The sequence below is a fragment of the Nostoc sp. genome (assembly GCF_036917465.1).
Classification (GTDB): Bacteria; Cyanobacteriota; Cyanobacteriia; order Cyanobacteriales; family Nostocaceae; genus Nostoc.
In genome coordinates, this window is sequence record NZ_JBALDL010000073.1 from 1 (window position 1) to 18,257 (window position 18,257).

Sequence of the window (18,257 nt, forward strand, 5' to 3'; positions counted from 1 at the left end):
CTTCCCTTGAGCGTACAGTGCAATCCCAAGGTTATAGTGAGCGTTTGCATAGTTTGGGTCGATTTGCAAAGCTCTTTGGTAGGCGGCGATCGCTTCTTCTAGCCTACCTAGCTCATCCAGAACAAACCCTAAGTTATTGTGAGCGATTATAGAGTTCGGGTCAAGACGGAGGGCTGCTTTGTACTTGACGGCTGCTTCCTCGAACTTTTTAGCTTCGCGCAAACGATCTGCTTCGTTTATCAGGCATGTGACTTTATCTTCGCGCTTTTCTTGCTCTTGTGCAGTGACTTGCTCCTCAAGCAGGGTTACATCCTCATTTCTGAGTTTTAGCATCTGCTGATAATTCTTTAGTCCTTCACGGCTGTAGTCACTGAGTGGATATTCCAATTGAAGGACTTCGATTAATTCTTGTTCGTATCGTCGCAACTTTTGCTGATAGTCCTCCAGTGATACCTCTACCTTTTGAACACTGATAACCTTGAGATACAAATCTCCCCATTTATTGGTTATCGAGTTAAGTTTACCTTTACCTCGAACCCGCAGTTTCTTACCAGGACTAAAACCAGATGGAACAGTCACAGTAATTGAGCCATCCTCCAGCGCAATCTTCTTTTCTGTACCGTAGGTCAATTCAGCAATACTCAGAGGGAGTTCTAGCGTTAGGTCAGTTTGAATTTGATTATTAGGTTGAGATGGAGCATTATCTGTTGCGGGTTTGAGAGCAAGAGGCTTTTGGTTTGCAGAACTGTCTTTGGGAGGTGAGTAATTCGAGCTATCAACTAATCGCTTCACCTCTTGCCGAATTCCCTTGACAACTTCTAAGAATGCTTCATCTTGATCATCCCAGCTTTTTATCGGTTTGCGATTACTAGGCAGGGGTGACAATTTATCAATGGGAGGATTGTCCCAATCTGCATGGCGTAGCAATACCGGAATCACACGAGCCTTACCTGCGGCATTTTGTTCTAAGGCTCGTGTAACTTCAACAGTCCAGTGATAGTCTGAATTAATAAAATCTGGACTCACCAACAGTAAAATTAGCCCAGCTTGTTTGAGGTGCTTATTAATTTCATCTTGAAACTCTTGCCCAGCGATAATTTCGCGCTTGTGCCAACTGGTAATAGTTTGTTCCCGCAGCAAAGTCGCTAGATGCTTCTCTAACTCTTCGCGCAGTTCTTCATCTTTTTGGTGATAGGAAATAAAAACTTCAATAGACTTCATAGGAGATATGGCAAGACGCTAGCTGGTTTAAAAGAAAACTACAAAAGCTTTTGCTCGATTTCCTCAAGCTGCCGATCTAATCTATTTTGTTCTGTTTCGGTATCCTGAATTTGCACCTCTAGCTTCAGCTTTGTAGATACATCTGTTTCAATGCCGTATGCTTGACGCAGCCGACCTAATTTTGTGCTAGCCAGGTCATACTGTTGTTGCAGTGAATCCCGTTCTTGCTCTAATCGGCGACGCTGGCGCTCAGTTAAACCCCCACTCGTTGAAGGAGGGCTGGAAGTAGCAGGTGTAGTAGTTGCAGAAGCAGTTGAGGAGGAGGGTTTTGATCTAGCAATATCTTCAACTACTCTGCGAATCCCTTGAGCGACATTTAAAAAAGCCTCATCTTGGTCTGGCCAGGTGGTGACAGGTTTAGCATTTTTAGGGAGTGCTTGCAATTTACCAAAAGGCGCACCATTCCAGTCCGTCGGCTTCAGAATAATGGGAATTACACGAGCTTCCCGCGTTTCGTGTCGCTCCATTGCTCGTATCATTTCTTTGTCATAGCAGTAATCTGAAGCCAGAAAGTTAGCACTTACGAGCAGCAGAATGATATCTGCAACTTCAAGATTGTCATCGATCGCATTTGCCCATTCACTCCCAGCACTGATTTCACGGTCATGCCAAGCTTCAATAACTCCTTGACGTTTCATCATGCTAAGATGAGTTGCCAGTTCGTCTCGCAACACTTCATCTTTGTGGGAGTAGGAAAAAAATACTTTAACCGCATTAGACATATTCTTAAATCTACTTGACTGAATAGCTGTATAGGACTATATCAAGTTAATTTTCCCAGAATAAAAGCCCAAATGAAGAATATTTATTTAATGTGAGTTCAACGGGTTATATAGTGTCAGTCTAATCAGCCTAATAAAAAAGATTTTACTACGCAAAATCTGTCCCTCTTTGCGTCGGAGAAGGACAGACTTTAATAAAAGTTCAAGGTAGGGACAGGTTTGATAACTAATTACTTAATTTGCGGATAAGCATTTTGTCCATCACAACAAACTCAGGTTAGGTGTAGCTGTAGTTTTAGTCTGGTAAGCCTTTTTGACACCAACCCAGTTACTAGCAATTGGCATTCGCCAACCAGTTCCGAAGGCGCGATCGGTGATTTTTAAACCGGGGGGTGCTTGTCGCCGTTTAAATTCAGCCCGCGCTACCATTTGAATTACTCTGTCTACAATTACCGAATCGTGACCGGCTGCAACAATTTGCGCTGCTGATTGGTGGTTGTGAACTAGGCGTTGCAAAATATCGTCCAAAATTTCGTAAGGCGGTAGAGAGTCTTGATCCACTTGTCCTGGTTTGAGTTCGGCGCTTGGTGCTTTAGTCAAGACGTTTTGCGGGATGATTTCTTTATTACGATTTAACCATTGGCAAAGTGAATACACACGGGTTTTCGGAACATCTGCAATTACTGCTAATCCGCCATTCATATCGCCGTAGAGGGTACAGTAACCAACTGCCATTTCTGACTTGTTACCTGTAGATAAAAGGAGATAGCCAAATTTATTAGCGATCGCCATTAATAAATTACCCCGAATCCGAGACTGGATATTCTCTTCAGCTAGTCCAAATTCAGTACCTGCAAACAAATCACCTAATGTTTGATCGAAGCCTTGCATTAACTCACCAATTGGTAAAAGATTAGTCTTAATCCCCAAATTGTCGGCTAATGCTACAGCATCACTGATGGAATGCTCCGAACTGTAAGGGGAAGGCATGAGAACACCGAGGACATTTTCTTTACCAAGTGCAGCAGCTGCGATCGCAGCTACGATTGCCGAGTCAATCCCACCACTTAAACCCAAGACTACTTTAGAAAAACGACACTTACGAGCATAATCTCGCACTCCCAAAACCAAAGCTTGCCAAATTTCTTGATCTTCTGACTCATAGATAGGTTCTACAGAACCCAACTGTAAATCCCGTTGTTCCTCATCAAATTCAACTACTACTAAATCGGTGTCAAAGCCACGGGCGCGACACATAATTTCACCTTGGCGATTCAAGGCAAAACTACGCCCATCAAAAATTAGATCGTCATTTCCGCCAACCTGATTAACATAAATAATAGGTTGTTGAAAACGCACTGCACTATGCTTGAGCATTGTTTCTCGAAGTTGCTGCTTGCCGACCGTGTAAGGCGAAGCAGACAAATTGACAATCAAATCTACACCCAAAATTGCTAAATCAGCAATCGGATTTACTGCATAAGTGCGCTTGCCCCAAAATTCCTCATCATTCCATAAATCTTCGCAAATAGTTACGCCAATATGGATATCATCTAAAGTGAAATAATTAGCTTGTAACCCTGCTTCAAAATAGCGACGTTCGTCAAAGACATCGTAAGTAGGCAAAAGGCGCTTGTGAAAAACTTGCTTTACCTTGCCATTCTCTAACAAAGCCATGCTGTTAAATAATGTTTTCCCGCCAGTAATAGAGGCTTCGAGATTTTGTTCAACAGTTCCTACCAACACGGCCAGATTTGGCGGTAAATCTTGAGCCAAGTTTTGTAAAGTGATGCCCATCGCTTCCACAAAACTAGGATTTAGTAATAAATCTCTAGGTGGATAGCCACACAATGAAAGTTCTGGTGTTAGCACCAAACGCGCACCGCTAGATGCTGCGCGTTGTGCCGCCTCCAGGATTTTTTGGGCATTTAAAAGCAAATCACCAATTGTCGGATTAATTTGAGCGATCGCTATTTTCATATTATTTGTCATTAGTCATTGGTCATTTGTCATTTGTCAAGAGTCACTTATGACTTTTGACTTTGCAATACGGTTCGGTTAACGTTTTAATATTTTGAAGATCCCCCCAACCCCCTTAAAAAGAGAGGCTTATAACCCTCTTCTACCCCCTTTTTAAGGGGGTCGCCGCAGGCGGGGGGATCTTAACCGAAAGGTATTGCAGGAATTTGGACTCTGTAAAGTGATTGGTTAAATAAATACCAAGGGTTTATCTTTTAAGGGAGCAAATGCTTCTGCGTCAAACTTATACAAACTAGCTGGACGGCCAGCACCTCGTGATACCTTAATTCCGGTATCGCATAAAAAACCTAACTTGAGTAGACGCGCCCGAAAATTAGAATAGTCGGAAAAGTTATCACCTAAAACTGTGGCGTATAACTGATATAAATCGTTTAAGGTAAACATTTCTGGTAAGACTTCAAAAGCCACCGGGCTATACTCTAATTTATTACGCAACCGCCTGTGGCCATAAGCCAGAATTTCATTATGGTCAAAAGCTAGTTGCGGCACTTGTTTTACCGGATACCAAGCTATACCAGTCATGCGATCGGCAATCAATTCGGCTTCCTCAAATCGCACTAGGGCAAAGTAACTAACTGATAGATAACGCACACCATAACTATCAGTTGCTTCCCGTGGATCGCGATTTGGCCCGCCAAATGTATAGAGTTGTTCTAAATAGAGATTGTTGACCTTAATTTTCTCCGCCATAATGCGATAGGCGGCATCTTCTAAAGACTCTCCGGGACGTACTAAAGTACCGGGAAGACTCCAATGATTTAAAAATGGTTCTTGCTGTCGCATTACTAGTAGAACTAACAGCCGATTTTGTACAGTATCTACAGAAAAAATTACATTATCCACACCAACCTTGAAATCGGCCAAAGGTTGTTGGTTTAACGGAGTTGATATCTTTTTTTGGGAACGTCCTGGCATTCGTACAAATGCTCTCGATTAATATAGGCAACTACAGGGGCAGTAAGGGCTTCAGAATCTCCATGTTCGCGGTATGCTGTTGAGGAAACATTTAGACCGGTCAGACTAGCGATCGCAATTTTCCCTCCCAGCTTCTGCACTACCTCTGAACTAGACTCATCTATTGCATATCCGGGTCGCGGTACAATCAGTAGTTGCACTTGCTGTAACAAATCTTCAATGCGATACCAACGTGGTAGTTGACTCAGTAAATCTGAACCAATAATTATCGTTAATTCAGCGTCTTCACCCCAAGTAATCTTCGCTTTTTCAACTGTTTCCAGTGTTCTGAAGCTACTCAATTTTTGTTCCAAAGCAATATTGTGCCGTGGCGCGTCTATATCCGCAATCAGCAATCGTAACATTGCCGCCCGATGTTCTAGGAGTGTTTGATGGGACTTAAATGGATTATCCGCCGCCCAAACCGCTACCCAATCATAGCGTGCAGACAACCAACTCAGAATTTCTTGATGTCCCGCAGTTGGCGGATCGGCACTCGTTCCAAACAAAGCAACTCTCATCATCTTACTTTGCGTCCTTTGCGTCCTTGGCGGTTCGTTTTTTGGTTTCTTCAGTCAACACCCGTAACCCTTCAGAAATTTCCACCTCTACAGCTACAGGAAGATCCAAACGCCGTGTCTCTTCTGACAAACTCGCAACTGAGGCGGCGGTACGTTGACGAATTGTTGCCAACGACTCTAACGGTTGCACCCGTTGACCCTCCTGCACTACCAATTGCAACAAAGGTTCTTCATCCAGAAAACTTTCACCTAAGAGTCCCAATCTGTCTGCTTTTACCTTACCTCCCGTAAACGAACGAAAAATCTGTTTGCGCCCTGGATAAGTAACCTTACCACTTGACTGCTTCATCACCGGGATACCATCAATGTCTACAAGTTTATAGACTCCATTTACAGGCGAACCTGTAACTAATCGGGTTCCTAGTCCGTAACCATCAATTTGCGCCCCAGCAGCTTTTAATCTGGCAATTTCCCACTCATCCAAATCGCCACTGGCAAAAATTGGTACACCGGGAAGGAGCGATCGCACCTGTTTTGATAAGGTAACTAAATCTCCTGAGTCTAATCGCACTCCTGTCAATTGCATTTCCCCGGAATTTACTTTTTCGGCCAAGCGCTGGGCAGCAGCAACGGTATCGTAAGTATCAATCAGCAACGGCGCACCCGGAAAATATCGATGAAATGCACTAAAAGCTTGTTCTTCAGTGCCTTCTATTGCTGATAACGCCATCACCAGGGCGTGCGCCATCGTACCACTCGGCTGTTGTCCCAGTTGTAGCGCTGCTAACACATTGGAGGTGGAATCTAACCCACCCGCCAAGGCCGCCCGCGCTGCCCACAAAGACCCTTGGGGACTAAATGCTCGTCTTGTGCCAAATTCTAAAAGTGTTGCTTCTTCCCCCGCTACATCCCGCAACCTTGCTGCTTTTGTGGCAATCAAAGTCTGGTAATTAATCGTATTCAGCAGGTAAGTTTCTACTAATTGTGCTTGCCAAAGTGGTGCTTCTATTCGCAAAAGTGGCTGATTGGCAAATACGGCTGTCCCTTCTGGTACTGCCCAAACATCACCCGTAAACTTTCCCTCAGCTAAAAGTGACCAAAAGCGTTCGCCTGCATGAGCGAAAATTCCCGTTGCCTGTAATGCCGCAATTTGTGCGGCACTAAAACGGATTTTGGCTAAATATTCCAATGCCTGTGTTAGCCCCATTGCAATTAAATAACCAAAACCCTCTGGCAATCGTCTGACAGACAATTCAAAGCTGGCCCGTCGTTGTTCAATACCTTCGCCTGTGTAACAAGCTACCATTGTCAATTGGTAAAGATCCGTCAGCAAGCTGTAGTCATCAGCCGAGAGGTTTAATTCCTCGTTCTGCTGACTTTGTTGTTTATATACATAGTCCAAATCTGGCAAAGTTGTCATGCAAGAGATTCCTTACAAGCTGCTTCTTTTATTTATGGTAATATTTACCATAAATAATGTCAACTATCGGCAAGTATATTTTCTGAGATTGCCGCATAACAGTAGATTAATAGGCAAATTAATACTAACTTCATAAAATACTTAACTTTGCTTAATAGTAATAGCTAGCAATAATGTTAATCAAATGAGGCGGCTAATGAAGGGAAACAATATCCTGTCAGAGAAAGTTTGTTTTGCTTTGCTCTTTTCCCAACTGGGGTTGAAGAAACAACTATGTTACAATTAGAATCAAAGAGAAAGCTTTGAGTTTTTAACAAGCTAAAGTATTGCGAAGTTATCTGAATAAACATTGCATATAGTCTCAATATATTGAGAATAAGAGCCAGCCTTGAATGTCAGTATTAGAGTATAGATAGCACAATTAAAGCGGCTCGAAAAAAGGAGTCCAATATTATGGCTATTTCCAACATCATTGCGAACATAACCAAGTATATTTCTGAAGCTGCAATGCGGATTTTTGGGCCTAATGATGATGCTTATCCTGCTACAGGCGTACAACCTTTTACAGGTGAGCCTTATGATAAGCGTAAAGATGATAATAATTAGGTGCTGAATATAGGAATTCCAATACAGCTCGGTTAACGTTTTAATATTTTGAAGATCCCCCCAACCCCCCTTAAAAAGGGGGGCTTCTAACTCTCTTTTACCCCCTTTTTAAGGGGATCGCCGCAGGCGGGGGGATCTTAACCGAACCATATTGATAAAAATCCACCTTGAATCTTTTTCAAAGCCTCGCTTGATCAGCAAAGCTCAAAAATTCTTGTTTAAAACCAAGCATAGAGAAAGAAGTATTTAATATTCTCTAGGCAGAGTAATAAGATAGCGTTATATAGCAATCCTCAGATCCCCGACTTCTTAGAGAAGTCGGGGATCTCGTTTTTCACGAATCATATTCGCCCAATACTTTTAAAATATTCTCTGATAATATTTACTTGTGTTTTATCGGGATTTTAATCTGAAAAAGTAAAGGTTTTAGCAACTCTCTCAGGCTAGTTTCGTAGTTTGGTAGAATGCATTTTTTACTTTTCAGACATCCTTTCCCCCCTTTCTAAGGGGGGTAATTCGACTTGTGTGACACCATAGCTTTGTAAGAGAGGGATTTTCCAGATACTGTGAAAAGTCAGAGCAATTTTAACTTGACAAACTACTTAAAGCGATCGCATCTTATTCCATTTCAGATCGCCCAGCAGTAAAGATTTAAGGCGTGAAAAAAACTCACGCCTTTTGATTTAAACTTTTTTCCCAGAGGCTGCTAGGAGTTCTAGAATGACTCCATTTGTCCAGCCGAAGCCAACTTCGTTAGAACTATATCCAAAGGAGATGTCGTCGGAGACGTTTGCAGAACAGCGTTCAACATCATATTTTTCAACTAGGGTGTTATGACGCTCGAATTCTTTAACTACCATCGCTAAAAATTTGTTGGCAATGCGATCGCCTTCTGTATGAAACCCGTAACGGTGAAGTCCTTGCACAGCAATTAATGTCAATGGAGCCCAACCGAAGGGAGCATCCCATTGGTTTCCGGTGACACGAGTACTGGTAAAAATCCCGCCTGGGGCTTCAAACAAAGAGAGATTTTCCACGATGCGCTGGGCTTGGGCTTGAGAAGAAATTCCTAGCCACAGGGGATAAAATGTGGTAGCAAATTCGTAGCAACGGCGTTTTCCACTCTGGAAGTGATAGTCGCAATAGAGTCCTCGTTCTTCATTCCAGAGAAATTGATCGATCCGATCGCGCCGATATTCACCGCGATCGCGCCATTGTTTTTCTAGTTGTTCGTTGCCCAAAATATTGTTAATTTGCGCCATATCTTGTTCTACCTGATATAGCAAACTGTTGAGGCACACAGGAGCGTAGTGGAGGATATCAGCACTGAAGGGGCCAAATCGGTTGGTGATATCAAAACCGGACTCGCGCATGGTGCGATCGGCCTTGTAAAATAGGTATGTCAGTTTGTCATTTTCCCGATCGTAGTAAAGATTAACGTCGTAATCTTCAACCTCATTGGTTTGGTAATATTCCTTGACGCGATCGTAGTGGCTTTTTCCCTCCTCATCTCGCTCGGAGAACACAACTTCTGGCGCGGGGCCTTCGCCAAAGGCATAAAATCTGGATAAGCCGGTTCCGGGATTCAAATGGGGCGGTACTACCCAGTAATAGTAAAATTGTTCTAGCAGTGGTACGGTTGATCTCAACCACTCTTCATCCTGGGTGTGCTGGAATAATGCCAAAACCATCATGCTGAGGACGGGGGGTTGCGATCGCGACAGCATATAAGTCCGGTTGGCATTGAGGATAGTACCGTAATGCTTCACCTGGTACAATAATTGGTCAACCTGACTTTGCGCTAGCTCCCATTCTTCATCGTGCAGAAGTCCTAGTAATATAAAGTAGCTGTCCCAGCCATACATTTCGTTAAATCGACCACCTGGTACGACATAAGGGCCTGGTAGGTATAGTAAGCCATGCTGTTTAATAGCTTCGACTTCTGAGGGCAAAGTGCGAATTTCAATTCCTTGCATATCCTTGGAAGATAGCGATCGCTCCAACACGGCCTGAATATTGGGACAATCTTCTAAGGGGGAAATGTAGACGATCCAGGGAGTATCGGTTTTGTGGTCTAGTTTGGTATCTTTGGCGGATTGTAATAAGTGTTCGTGCGATCGCGTTAAGGTTTTCCATGTTTTTTTGATATGGGCTTGCACGGTGTCAATCTGCGCGGTAGTCAGTTCTGGGGGAGTGGTCATAATTTCAATTTGGCGGGGTGTTGAGGAGTCAAGAAAAGAATTTTTGAACGCAGAAAGAGTGCAGAGATACGCAGAGGCTTTATCCCAGATTTCTCTGCATAACTCTAGATACATCGTAATTCGTAATTACTAATCACGCCCACAGACTCGCAGGAGTGTAATTACGAATTACGTTAGCGTAGCGGGCGTAGCCCATTACGAATTATTTACTCGGCAGTACTAACTAATAGGGCGACTGGAAAATGGGCAAGGGCAGATCCGATAGATAGGATTTCTGTAGTCTGTAAAGGTTGGTGAGTCAGGAGGTTTGTCCAGGTGAGGGGAGTTCCAGAGGGTAATTGCAGGTGCGTATCTTGCCAAACTGACTCACCCAAGGGGTTGTCTCCGGGTTGGATGAGGCTGGTTAAAAAGCGTGGGGCGATCGCGATCGCTGTTTGATTCCCTTCCCGACGCGCAAAGGCGATAATGTGATTGGCGTAGGTTCCCTCAACTTCTAACGGCAGATAGTCGCCATCCTGAAATAATGAAACATAGTTTGTTCTGGCTTGGAGTAATTGAGCCGTTAAAAACAGTTTGATTCTACCGTCTGTTTTGTCGTTTAGTAACTCCTGAATTAGTCTGAGAATATCTGTTTTCACCTCTTCGCGGATGGCGCTTAAGTAACTACGTCGCTGTTCAAAATCCACGGGACGGCGATTATCTGGATCGACTAGACTTAGTTCCCAAAGTTCTGTTCCTTGGTATAAATCGGGTACGCCGGGTGCAGTAATCTTCAGGAGAGTTTGAGAAAGGGAATTGAAAATCCCATACTCTGCAATTCGCTGCTGAAAAGGACGAAAGGCTTTTAGAAATTCCCCAGAGATGGAAGGATCGAGTATCTTCTCAATAAACGAAGTACAGGCTTCTTCATACTCGCTATCAGGGCGCAACCAGGCTGTATGCACTTTCGCTTCTCGGATTGCTTTTATTATATAATCTTTCACCCGTTCCACGAAGGATGCGTGTTCTTGTTCGGCAAAGGGAAACGCCCCGACTAGGGTTTGATAGATAAAATACTCATCGTTACCATCGGGTATAGCAAAGCCGTGGCGATGAATGCGACTTCCTCGATTAATGGCACTCCAGGTATTTACCTGCTGATCCCATTCTTCGGGGATTTCTGACAACACATTTAACCTAGCCCGCACATCTTCGCCGCGTTTGGTGTCGTGGGTAGCTGTGGTGTTCATTGTATGAGGCCAAGTAGCTTGGTGTTGTTTGTTAAAGCTATGAAATTTGGCTAAATCAATCCCAAAATGACCCGGATTTCCTCCGACTTCATTCAGCGACAGCAAGCGATTGTAAACATATAAGGTGGTGTCTTCTACGCCTTTGGCCATTAGCGGGCCACTATATTGCTGCATCCGCAAGACAAAATATATCCACTGTTCGCGTTCTGTTTGAGTCAAAGAATTATCAAAATCTAGCACCATTAACTTCTCAATAAAGGTCAGTTCGTGCTGCAACAGGGGCGTTTGTTCTTTGGCTTGGTTAATTACTTCTTGGATGGTAGCGCGATCGCTCTCCCCAATTCCATCGGGGGTAATGTAGGTACGGTAAATCGGGAACAGAGTTAAAACTTCGGCGATCGCTCTTTTCAAGCCATTGAGGGTAAAATCATTGCCATAGCGATATTTGCTGGAAATGTTCTTTAACAAAAGAGCCAAATTGTCAATATCACCGGCTAAATTCTTTTCTAGGATCAAATGCTTTTTATCCTTCACTACTGATGAATAATCTACTCTTGAACCAATAAAGTTATGGTAAATTTTATCGAAAGATGATTCATTTTCAGTTTGACAAAACACACCATTTACATAGTTAAGAAAGTCATATCCTGATGTCCCTTCAATTTCCCAGTTTTCCGGCAGTTCTTCGGTGATTTCTAAAATCTTCTCGACTGTAATATAAATATCTCCCGTCTTTTCTCGCAGTCTTTGGAGATACTGGATTGGGTTATAAAGTCCATCAATATGATCGATGCGTAAGCCTGTAAATTTGCCTTCTTCAACTAGCTTATGAATCAGGCTGTGGGTATTATTAAAAACTCGCATTTCTTCAACTTTAACGGAAATAAGTTCGTTAACGGTAAAGAAGCGGCGGTAGTTCATTTCTTCCGCCCCAACTTTCCAGAAGGCGAGACGGTAAAATTGATCGTTTAGTAATTCATCTAGCAAGTTAAAGCTTTCTGAATTACCTGGTTCTCCGTTGAAGGTTTGGATATTTTCGTCAATGAACTCGTGGATGGCATCGTTTGTGGTGTAGAGTTCCCAAACCAATCCTTTAATAAATGCGATTTGGTCTTGTCGCTGTTTTCCCGCAACTTCTGAAGGCACACTTTTGAGAATATACAAAATACCCAATAGCTTAATAAAATCGGGATGATTGCGTCCGAGTGTGCGGGTGAGTCTGCCCAAGTTATGGGTAATAAATTTTGTATAAGATTCTAATCGTAGCGGCAGTTTTAAGCTGTAATAGTTTACGGTTAAACCGTTTTGTTCGTATTGGACTTGAATGTGTCCGTTTTCTAAGGATGCACCATAGAAATCTCCCAAGAGAGGAGCGAGAATTCGCTCTTGGCGATCGCCAAAGGGAGCATTCCAAGAAAGGTCGAAGTAGTCAGTATAACTGGAATCTGGCCCGTGTTCCAATATGTCCATCAAGTAATCGTTTTCGCTGCTATAGGCCATGTGGTTTGGCACTATATCTTGTAACCAGCCCATACCAAGGGATTGGACTTCACTAACTAATGCCTCAAAGGATTCAGTAGTTCCTAGTTCTGGGTTAAGTTGAGTGGCATCTACTATATCGTAGCCGTGGGTACTGCCAGATCGAGCTTTGAAAATAGGGGAAGCATACAAATCGGAAACACCTAAATCTGCTAGATAAGCTGCGATCGCTTTAGCGTTATCAAAGCCAAACTGGGGTGTAAACTGAATTCGATAAGTTGCGGTAGGAATTCGCATGAGTTTGTTGTTATGAGAGATGGGGCGTATCGTTCGGAAAACAAGTTTGTCTCTCGGAGATCCCCCCAACCCCCCTTAAAAAGGGGGGCTTTTCCCGATCTTTACCCCCTTTTTAAGGTGGTCGCCGCAGGCGGGGGGATCTTATCTGAAACCTATTTAGATGTGGGGGAATTTGAGCCTTTGAGCCTGAACGTTGAGCCTTTTTACTCTGACGTTGAGCCTTTGAGCCTGAACGTTGAGCTTTTTTACTCGAACGTTGAGCCTTTTAGCTCGAACGTTGAGCCTTTTTACTCGAACGTTGAGCCTTTTAGCTCAAACGTTGAGCCTTTTTACTCGAACGTTGAGCCTTTTTACTCGAACGTTGAGCCTTTTTACTCGAACGTTGAGCCTTTTTACTCGAAACTCGATGTTAGTGAACACCAAAAAATAAATTATTTCATCTTGTGGGATGGGCATCTTGCCATTGGTGTCAACTTAACGTGAAAGCCTTGTAAAAACTGAATATTGAGTTCACTCACCACTCACTACGATCTGCATTACCCCACCCTAACCCTCCCCTTATAAAGGGGAGGGAACCGGATTTACTCTTTCCCCCCTTTATAAGGGGGGATTAAGGGGGGTAGGCTGTGGAACAAAGCTTCGAGCTTAAGTTGACACCAATGGCATCTTGCCCGTCCTTGGTGATTAGCGGGCAAGATGCCCGCACCACAAGAAATTTTTTGATGTTTTTTATTTGGAAGTCTCGTTATGAGGCTGAAACTTTAAGTTTTAACTCTCCCCCTCATCCTTTTTCATAGAGTACTAAACTAGTAGGTTGCAATTTCACTTCTTTTCCGGCAGACAGATGTTCAACAGCTTCTGAACCAGACCCAGACCATGAGGTATCAGCAGAGTCTAACAATTTCTTAGCATTTTGTTCAAATGGCAAAGTCACTGTCACTGGAGACGAATTGAAATTCATCACAAATATTAGTTCACTCGATTCGCACCAACGACGCACGATGACCAAATCCTTTTCTTTATCGCTAGTCGCTTCGATGAAATTGCGGTCTTGATTCAAAAGGGCTGGATGCGTCTTGCGTAAATTAATTAACTGACGATACCAATCCCACAGAACTTTGTGCTTACCTTCATGGCGTAATTGCCAATTGAGTTTAGACTTTAGGAAAGTTTCTGCGGATTCAGGATCTGGGGGATCATCGGCGAAGTGAAATGCTTCAAATTCTTGTTTGCGTCCGGCTCGAACTGCTTGAATCAAATCTGGATCGGAGTGACTGACAAAGTAAATGAAGGGTGCAGTTTCGCCGTATTCCTCTCCCATAAATAACAGGGGTAAATTGGGCGATAGCAGCACAGCCCCAGCAGCTAACTTTAATCCTTCAAAAGAGATCCTCTGAGTGAGGCGTTCTCCTTTCATTTGATTGCCGATTTGATCGTGATTCTGAATGCAGACTGTAAACTGTGAGAAATTGCGATCGCGGCAACTTATGCCATGAAATCGCTTCCGGTGTGGTGCGTACTTCCAATCATAGACAAAACTATCATTGTAAGCTTTTGCCAGATCCGCACATTGTCCAAAGTCTTGATAATATCCTTGGCGATCGCCTGTTAAAAGTGCGTATAATGCATGGTGAAAATCATCACTCCACTGAGCATCAAGACCATATCCACCCAATTCTGCCGGACGAATGATTTGCGGATTATTCAAGTCACTTTCGGCAATTAAATGGCGCTTCCATTTTTGCCCTTGTTGTGAAAAATGATGAACTGCTTCCGCCAGTTCCCATAAAAAATGCTTTGCTCCCAAGTCGTAAATTGCTTGAATAGCATCAAGCCGCAATGCATCAATGTGGAACTCGCGCAACCAGTAAAGCGCATTTTCAATAAAATAATTTCGCACACCCTGACTGTGGGCATCGTCAAAATTCAGCGCTTCGCCCCACGGTGTTTTATAGGTTTTAGTAAAGTAGGGCGCGAACTGCCCCATATAATTGCCTTCTGGCCCAAAGTGGTTATACACCACATCCAACACCACAGCTATATTGTGTTGATGGCAAGCATTCACCAGTTGCTTTAGTTCTGCTGGACTACCGTAGGAATTTTGAACAGCATAAGGATAAACGCCATCATAGCCCCAGTTGCGGTATGTTAGGGAAGCTTCAATATGAGTGTCTCCCGGAAACTGGGAGATAGGCATGATTTCAATCGCATTAATTCCCAGTTCACTGAGTTCCGGTAGACGAGAAATAATGGCGGTGAAAGTTCCTTCAGGAGTGAAAGTACCAACATGGAGTTCGTAAAAAATCATCGACTCCAAAGGAATGCCAGCCCACCCTTCATCTGTCCACTCAAAATGTTGATCGACAATTTGAGACGGGCCATGCACTCCTTCAGGTTGATACTGTGACGCGGGATCGGCAAAAGCGTCTTGGCCATTCAAGACATACCGATAAAGCGTACCTGGATACATATCATTCACTTTCGCGTGCCAGTATCCCTCAGACTGAGGCTTGAGGGGAATAACCTGCTCATGCGGTGTTAAAGTTTTTACAGTGACGCTATCTTGTAGCGGCGACCAAACTGTAAATTCACATTCTCCATTACCCAAGTAGTTAGCACCAATTCTCACGCAGTATCCCTCCCGCCAGTATGTTGTGCCGAATTATGGTGCGATGGCGTAACCGCCCGCCGTAGGCGATCGCAATGTCATTGATTGCACAATGTTTACAAACACACCAGATAGCATAATGGTTCCTCTACGAGACTTTTTGCTAGCACCTGGAGGCGGATTTTTTACCAGAACAAATTCTGTCTAACGATAAATCATCACAAAGACGCAATAAATCGCCGTCTCTACAATAATCAGCCTTTTGTAGAGACGGCGATTTATCGCGTCTTCTGCTTGCCGCAGTTTAAATTGGTTTGCAGCTACCATCAACACAGTAAGACGATTGATAAGTATTAGAACGCTTACCAAATATGGTGTAGCGGTTATCGCGGATTTGTTCGTAAAAGCGATCGCCTGCCCATTTCATCCCCGGTAAGGCTCGATAAGCATCTACAAATATGTTTCCTGCTGGTAATAAGCGCCCAATTTCTTCAGCTGCATTACTACCTTGCCAACGTCTCTGGGGTTCATTGCCATCAATTAAAATCACCCCCTGTTCGCAGTCTTGGGCTGTAATTCCCCACCCTAAAAGTGTCTGCTCATCTTGCATGGGAGCGTAACGAAATAACTGTCCCTTGTCTAGGGTTTCTAGCGATCGCACTAGGGTAACGCAGAGATTACAATTTCCGTCGTAGATTACGTAGTAGTTCATAGAAATAATTATTCTAGCTTAGAAAACTGTAGCGATCGCTCTTGTCTCAGATCAGAGGTTGAATGAACAAGTATTTCACTGTGATTTTAGGCACTTTTAGATCCCCCCTAACCCCCCTTTTTAAGGGAGGAACCGGAATCAAAGTCCCCCTTTTTAAGGGGAGCCACTGCGGTCTTGGGGTCTCCCCAAGTGAAGCAAGTGGCGTGGATTTAGGGGGATCTAAAACTTTTGATACCCACAAGAGGACTTGTTCATTCATCCTCTCAGCCAAAACAACATTTTTTTTATTAAATATGCATAATGTCATCTAGTTTAAGTTGTAGATTTGGCAATAGTTCTGAATAAATAGTATCTCCTAAGCGATATTGTTGCTGCTGGTAGACACCGTTGACTAAGTGACAAACGGTAAAGGTGGGTTGTTTGGGATTGCCGATAAATTGCAAGCCACCCAAGCCGCGAAAGTCCACAATCCAATATTCTGGGATGTTAAGAAACGCGTATTCTTCAACTTTTCTGGCATAATCATCTTGCCAATTTGTACTCACAACTTCAGCAACAAGTTTAATAGTACTTCTATTACAAATAATCGGTTCTTTTTGCCAAAGCGGTTCTTTTCTAAGTTCGGCTTTATCTAAAACAATTACATCAGGACGCAGCGCTGTAGCTTCAGCAGCAGGTGGTTTAATCAGACAAGTTTTTGGGATTAGCCAGTTGAATTTATAACTCAAAATTTCGACATAGATTCTACCAGCAATACTACCTGCAACAGCTTCGTGTGGCCCTGTAGGTTCCATGTCTCTTAGTTGTCCGTCGATTAGTTCGTAGCGTGTATTATCACCATATTGAGTTATAAACTCTTCAAAGGTAATTAGTTTGGGTGAGGTGTAGGTCATTATGTCTTATTTTGACTTGACGTAGACTTATTGTAGCGAAGCCAGATTGCCGACTTCTTTAAGAAGTCGGCAATCTGAAGTATCATGCCTTTGGAATGGTAAACGCTGTAGTTTTTTCGTTAAAGAGAAAATATTCATGAGATACAAACTCTTGGGCAAAAGCGGGTTAAGAGTTTCTGAACTCTCCTTGGGAACCATGACCTTTGGTGAAGATTGGGGTTGGGGTGCATCTGTTGACGAAAGTCGTAAAATCTTTGATAGCTATGTAGAAGCAGGGGGAAATTTCATTGACACCGCCAACGGTTATACCGATGGTAGCAGTGAAAAAATTGTCGGTGAGTTAATCGCTAAAGAACGGGAACGCTTTGTAGTTGCGACAAAATATTCCTTTCCCTTACAGATGAATGAAAAGAAGGGCGACCCTAACGCCAGTGGAAACCATCGCAAGAATTTAATCCAGTCTTTAGAAGGTAGCCTGAAACGGCTGAATACCGATTACATTGATTTATTTTGGTTGCACGCTTGGGATTTCACAACACCGATTGAAGAAGTATTGCGATCGCTTGATGATCTAGTCCGTCAAGGTAAAGTTCTTTACATCGGCATTTCTGACACACCCGCATGGATCGTTTCTCAAGCAAATACAATTGCCCAGTTTCAAGGATGGACGCAGTTTGTTGCCCTGCAAGTTGAGTATAGTTTAATTCAGCGAACACCAGAACGTGATTTGCTACCAATGGCAAAAGCCTTTGATTTAGCAGTAACACCGTGGTCGCCCTTGGGTGGTGGTGTGCTGACAGGTAAGTATAATCAGCCTCCTCAAGCAGGCGATGAACAAGGACGATTAGCAAATGCAGCGTTAGGAACTATTTCAGAAAAGAGTTTAGCGATCGCTAAAGTTGTCAGTGAAGTTGCAGCCGAAATTGGACACACACCTTCACAGGTAGCATTAGCTTGGTTGCTAGCTCAAAGTGGTGTGATAATTCCCATCATTGGCGCACGTAAATTAACGCAGTTTCAAGATAACTTAGCTTCAATAGAAGTCAGCTTATCCCCAGAACATCTGCAACGCTTAGATGAAGTTAGTAAAATTGAATTGGGTTTTCCCCATGACTTTTTGCACAATGATCTAATTCGCGATCGGCTTTTCGGTGGTACATTTAATACTATAGAAAACCATCGTATTTAATATTATTTGTCATTTAACCCTTTCAAAGAAAAAAGTCTCAATCCCAAATCTAAAATTCCAAATTGTATAAACCATAGGCAGTAACACATTCAGCCGTTAATACAA

The 18,257-nt window shown here is 43.2% G+C and carries 14 protein-coding genes; 3 read left to right on the top strand and 11 right to left on the bottom strand.

Annotated elements, in window-relative coordinates:
- From V7K38_RS17350 to V7K38_RS17375, 6 genes are all read right to left on the bottom strand, one after another.
- On the bottom strand, window positions 1–1,221 hold a 1,221-nt coding region (locus V7K38_RS17350), incomplete at its 3' end, for a tetratricopeptide repeat protein (RefSeq protein ID WP_334859596.1).
- Window positions 1,222–1,259: 38 nt separating this feature from the next.
- Window positions 1,260–2,003, bottom strand: coding sequence for a toll/interleukin-1 receptor domain-containing protein (locus V7K38_RS17355; RefSeq protein WP_334859598.1), 744 nt, complete (start codon window positions 2,001–2,003; stop codon window positions 1,260–1,262).
- A 261-nt stretch (window positions 2,004–2,264) separates the two neighbouring features.
- Window positions 2,265–3,983 (bottom strand): NAD+ synthase, encoded by a 1,719-nt coding sequence (locus tag V7K38_RS17360; RefSeq protein ID WP_334859677.1) that lies wholly within the window; start codon window positions 3,981–3,983, stop codon window positions 2,265–2,267.
- A gap of 228 nt (window positions 3,984–4,211) precedes the next feature.
- On the bottom strand, window positions 4,212–4,958 hold the full coding sequence (locus tag V7K38_RS17365; protein WP_322643679.1) for an NUDIX hydrolase: 747 nt from the start codon (window positions 4,956–4,958) through the stop codon (window positions 4,212–4,214).
- Window positions 4,919–5,518 (bottom strand): nicotinate-nucleotide adenylyltransferase, encoded by a 600-nt coding sequence (locus V7K38_RS17370; RefSeq protein ID WP_334859679.1) that lies wholly within the window; start codon window positions 5,516–5,518, stop codon window positions 4,919–4,921. The genes V7K38_RS17365 and V7K38_RS17370 overlap by 40 nt, the downstream gene beginning before the upstream one ends.
- A gap of 4 nt (window positions 5,519–5,522) precedes the next feature.
- On the bottom strand, window positions 5,523–6,938 hold the full coding sequence (locus V7K38_RS17375) for a nicotinate phosphoribosyltransferase (RefSeq protein ID WP_334859599.1): 1,416 nt from the start codon (window positions 6,936–6,938) through the stop codon (window positions 5,523–5,525).
- Between the two features lie 453 nt (window positions 6,939–7,391).
- Here V7K38_RS17375 and V7K38_RS17380 point away from each other — a divergent pair, with 453 nt between their 5' ends.
- Complete coding sequence (locus V7K38_RS17380) at window positions 7,392–7,544, top strand: hypothetical protein (protein ID WP_167306193.1); 153 nt, start codon at window positions 7,392–7,394, stop codon at window positions 7,542–7,544.
- Window positions 7,545–8,227: 683 nt separating this feature from the next.
- On the opposite strand, the gene V7K38_RS17385 is transcribed toward V7K38_RS17380, so the two are convergent.
- Together V7K38_RS17385 and treY are read right to left on the bottom strand one after the other, a co-directional pair.
- Complete coding sequence (locus V7K38_RS17385; protein ID WP_334859601.1) at window positions 8,228–9,745, bottom strand: trehalase family glycosidase; 1,518 nt, start codon at window positions 9,743–9,745, stop codon at window positions 8,228–8,230.
- A 206-nt stretch (window positions 9,746–9,951) separates the two neighbouring features.
- The gene (gene treY / locus V7K38_RS17390; RefSeq protein ID WP_334859603.1) at window positions 9,952–12,750 is read right to left on the bottom strand and encodes a malto-oligosyltrehalose synthase; all 2,799 of its coding nucleotides are present in this window, start codon (window positions 12,748–12,750) and stop codon (window positions 9,952–9,954) included.
- A 12-nt stretch (window positions 12,751–12,762) separates the two neighbouring features.
- Here treY and V7K38_RS17395 point away from each other — a divergent pair, with 12 nt between their 5' ends.
- Window positions 12,763–13,233, top strand: a complete 471-nt coding sequence (locus V7K38_RS17395; protein ID WP_334859604.1) for a hypothetical protein — start codon at window positions 12,763–12,765, stop codon at window positions 13,231–13,233.
- A gap of 298 nt (window positions 13,234–13,531) precedes the next feature.
- Here the strand turns inward: V7K38_RS17395 and treZ are convergent, their stop codons facing one another.
- The 3 genes from treZ to V7K38_RS17410 all read right to left on the bottom strand — a co-directional run bounded on the left by treZ (window position 13,532) and on the right by V7K38_RS17410 (window position 16,963).
- Window positions 13,532–15,379, bottom strand: a complete 1,848-nt coding sequence (gene treZ, locus V7K38_RS17400; RefSeq protein WP_334859605.1) for a malto-oligosyltrehalose trehalohydrolase — start codon at window positions 15,377–15,379, stop codon at window positions 13,532–13,534.
- A gap of 283 nt (window positions 15,380–15,662) precedes the next feature.
- Window positions 15,663–16,070 carry a thiol-disulfide oxidoreductase DCC family protein gene (locus V7K38_RS17405; protein ID WP_334859607.1) on the bottom strand — a complete coding sequence of 136 codons (408 nt, stop codon included), beginning with the start codon at window positions 16,068–16,070 and terminating at the stop codon, window positions 15,663–15,665.
- A gap of 287 nt (window positions 16,071–16,357) precedes the next feature.
- On the bottom strand, window positions 16,358–16,963 hold the full coding sequence (locus V7K38_RS17410; protein ID WP_334859609.1) for a Uma2 family endonuclease: 606 nt from the start codon (window positions 16,961–16,963) through the stop codon (window positions 16,358–16,360).
- A gap of 136 nt (window positions 16,964–17,099) precedes the next feature.
- Here V7K38_RS17410 and V7K38_RS17415 point away from each other — a divergent pair, with 136 nt between their 5' ends.
- Window positions 17,100–18,152, top strand: a complete 1,053-nt coding sequence (locus V7K38_RS17415; protein WP_334859611.1) for an aldo/keto reductase — start codon at window positions 17,100–17,102, stop codon at window positions 18,150–18,152.
- Window positions 18,153–18,257: the final 105 nt, after the last annotated feature.